The organism is Aphanothece microscopica RSMan92 (assembly GCF_046613545.2).
In the GTDB taxonomy this organism is placed as follows: Bacteria; Cyanobacteriota; Cyanobacteriia; order PCC-6307; family Cyanobiaceae; genus NIES-981.
In genome coordinates, this window is the sequence record NZ_JBKKKY020000125.1 from 1 (window position 1) to 3,095 (window position 3,095).

3 protein-coding genes are annotated in these 3,095 nt (G+C 45.5%); 2 read left to right on the top strand and 1 reads right to left on the bottom strand.

Annotated elements, in window-relative coordinates; all coding sequences use genetic code 11:
- Positions 1-64 precede the first annotated feature (64 nt).
- Positions 65-988 carry a WcbI family polysaccharide biosynthesis putative acetyltransferase gene (locus tag ACLD7X_RS16195; RefSeq protein WP_411424716.1) on the top strand — a complete coding sequence of 308 codons (924 nt, stop codon included), beginning with the start codon at positions 65-67 and terminating at the stop codon, positions 986-988.
- Positions 912-2,231 carry a hypothetical protein gene (locus ACLD7X_RS16200; protein WP_411424717.1) on the top strand — a complete coding sequence of 440 codons (1,320 nt, stop codon included), beginning with the start codon at positions 912-914 and terminating at the stop codon, positions 2,229-2,231. The genes ACLD7X_RS16195 and ACLD7X_RS16200 overlap by 77 nt, the downstream gene beginning before the upstream one ends.
- Positions 2,232-2,235: 4 nt before the next feature.
- On the opposite strand, the gene ACLD7X_RS16205 is transcribed toward ACLD7X_RS16200, so the two are convergent.
- Positions 2,236-3,095 (bottom strand): class I SAM-dependent methyltransferase (locus tag ACLD7X_RS16205; RefSeq protein ID WP_411424718.1); only part of this gene is annotated, 860 nt, incomplete at its 5' end.

Sequence of the window (3,095 nt, forward strand, 5' to 3'; positions counted from 1 at the left end):
ATAGAGAGCCACCATCAGCTAGCATAATGCAGATGCAATTGCCAGACTTGAAGCGGACTTGCCTGTGAAGACAGCAGCAGTTATTGGAAATTGCCAAGCCAGAGCCATTGCAGACTATCTTTCCATTCGCTTCCACGATGTATCTTTCGAGACTTTCGGGATTCACCTAATCCCACCGAAGGAAATTCAACGAAAAAGCATAGAATTCTTTGATCGCGCCAGATCATGCTTTAACTTTGTAATCACGGCACCGCTATCTCCCCTTTATGGCGCTCTATTCATAGAAAACCAGGAGGCCGTGCTTGGCCAAGACAAACTGATAAGAATCCCAAGCATCTATTTTTCTGGCCTTCATCCAGACTTGACCTATCTTGGTGGGCCTGGAGGAAGGACCCTCGGCCCACTTGGTGACTACCACAGCAAATTAGCGCTTATCGGATTTCTGTCCGGATATTCCACGCTTGAAACCATTAGATTATTCAATATGGATACATACCTTAAGATGGAATATCACCTTGAGGCAGAGACGTCATTACATCAGCTAAAGCATCGCGAACAGAAGGTTGATGTTCCCGTCTCAAGGATTATTGAAGAGAACTTTCAAAGAGTGCCATGCTTTATGACGGTAAATCATCCAACTTCATTTCTATTCACTGAATACACGGACTCATTGGTCGAGTACATTACATCACGAGGGATTGCTAAGCCTTCTGCTCCAAGCCTAAATTACCACTTTCGACCAAATCCACTTAGCGGGGCAGCAATTTTTCCAATGTATCCCGAGATCGCCGAGATCAACAAGACCGAATACAAAGGAGGGTATCACTTTAAATCGCCAGAACACAAGGGCAAGTCAAGAGTTTTTTCTTTGGAGGAGTTTATAGAAAGCGAGTTTAAGGCCTTCGAAAAGGTTGGCATTGACTACCTTCAATCTGATCCAAAAGCCAAGACTGTCTTTGGTCAATGGAAGTTATTCATGGGAGGCTAAGCCTGTGATAAAAGTATATTTTGGTCTAGGCATCGGATGTCATAGTAGATTTTCATTTATTGATCACAATGAAATTGAGATCAATATTCTGACGCTGTGCCGCCACTCAGCGCCATATTCAGCTGTGGCAAGGAGCGTTATTGCCGAAGTCAAGTCTATTGGCCAATCTCGCAGACTTCCAATTGTTTTTAATCGAAGCTATGAGAGAATTGCAATGCAAGTAAACAAGAATATTTCCGCTTTATCGCTGGAGTTTTCCGACGCATTCAATATCGTACTTGCAGAGCTTGTTGTTGCGTGCAGAGATGAGAGTTATATAGACTATGACACGCCTTGGCAAACTACTTTCTCCAAAAGCGATAAGCGCCATCGAGTGAGATTTGGCTGTGTTGAAATGAGAGTAATCGATTCTTACTTGAGATGTCGAGACAAACTCTTTTCTGTGCTCGAGGATATTTTCAATGCAAAGGATGTACCTGCTCAGGTCCACAGAGATTCAAGGTCAATGTCGTTTCTTAGTTGTGATGATATTGAGTGGTCTTTATTTAGGCTCATGACGAATGCTGGATTCTATTTCTCTTTCGATTCGATCGACGCTGCCAAGAACGACCTTACTAGGTGGTGCAATAGATATCTCTCTAGCATGCTTCGCGGCCACGTAGTGTCGGCTCCCATTGCCTTTCCATTTCTTTTTGGTTGTCAAGTAGCACTATGGAAGTCCAGTGCGCATGCTTTTTCATTGTGCACTTATCCCACATTCGATGAAATATATTCGCTATTCCGTGGGCAAAGCGTGTTTATTGTTTCACCTTTGGCGGATCTAATAAACATGCAAGCCTCTTCGGGGAATCACTTGCGGCTCTTTAATGACTATACAATTCCGGACTATGAGCTACGAGCGCTTAATGCTCCAGTCTCAATATGGCCTAATCGGCCAAGCAATGGCTGGACTGCCTCATTCGAAAAAATCCGAGCAAGGATTGACGCCTATATCTCAGAGCATCATCCTGGTGTTTTTGTGGCGTCCTGTGGCTGCTACGGATTGCCCATATGTGATTATGTTTCGGAACATTATGGATTAAACGTTCTTTACATTGGCAATGCAATCCACGCATTTATGGGCATTCGACAATCCGCTACCAATGGCTTCATGCTTGGACGACGGAATGAAGCTGCGTGGCTCGACAACAATCTAGGCTGCTATCAGAATATTCAGCTTATCGATGGCGGCCGGTATGTGTAGCATTTTATCTTTGTGAGACAAGCATAAAGACCCCTGGGTAGTCACGAGAAACTAGGCCACTTTTTCTGGAGCTAAGAAGCACCATCTCAGTGCTATGCCAAGACTCTTCCTGAAAGGTGTCAAGTATTTCCCATGCAGGAATCTGAAACACAAGTGATCCGCTCTTCGGGTCTACCGGATTACCATGATACTCAGCTTCCATCAAGTACTCAATCTCGCCTTTTGCCGTCAAGCGGGACTTTATAACACTCTCATTTCGGTTCTGAAGAAATGGGAAGGTGCTGAGGAGGACCCCACGAGGGGTAAGTACTCTTCGCAGCTCCGCTATTGACGCGCTTAGATTGGGTAAGTGCTCAAAAACATCGTTGGTGATGCAGATGTCAAAGCTCTCGTCTGGGTAGGTTAGAGCAGCAAGATCTTGATGTTCCACCGGCGCGATGCGAGCTTTTTGTTCGGTAGTCGGAGCGAATTCGCTACCGACAAAGAAAGGAAACCGGTCCTGCAGTTCACATGCGAATGGGGTGATCCCTTCAGCTGCAAAAATCCGCACCTCATGTTCTCGGCCTCGTGTCAATGTAACTAGGGTTTCGAGCACAGCTCTCTGTCTAGGATTGAATCCATTACCTCTTAGGGACTCCCGATAATTCTGACTAGTGCAGGTGACTCTGCCCGATTGAATACGACCAAACCATCTGCTTGAGATACCATTTGCCAAACAGTGTTCTGCAATCTCCCTCTGGGCACCGTGAAACCCAAACCATGGGTTCATGGCCCTCCAGCGTCGCCACTCGTCGAAGGTCCTAAAACTGTAGACGCCAATCTCAAGTGAGGGATCAAACGTTTCTGATTGGATTAGCACAAAAA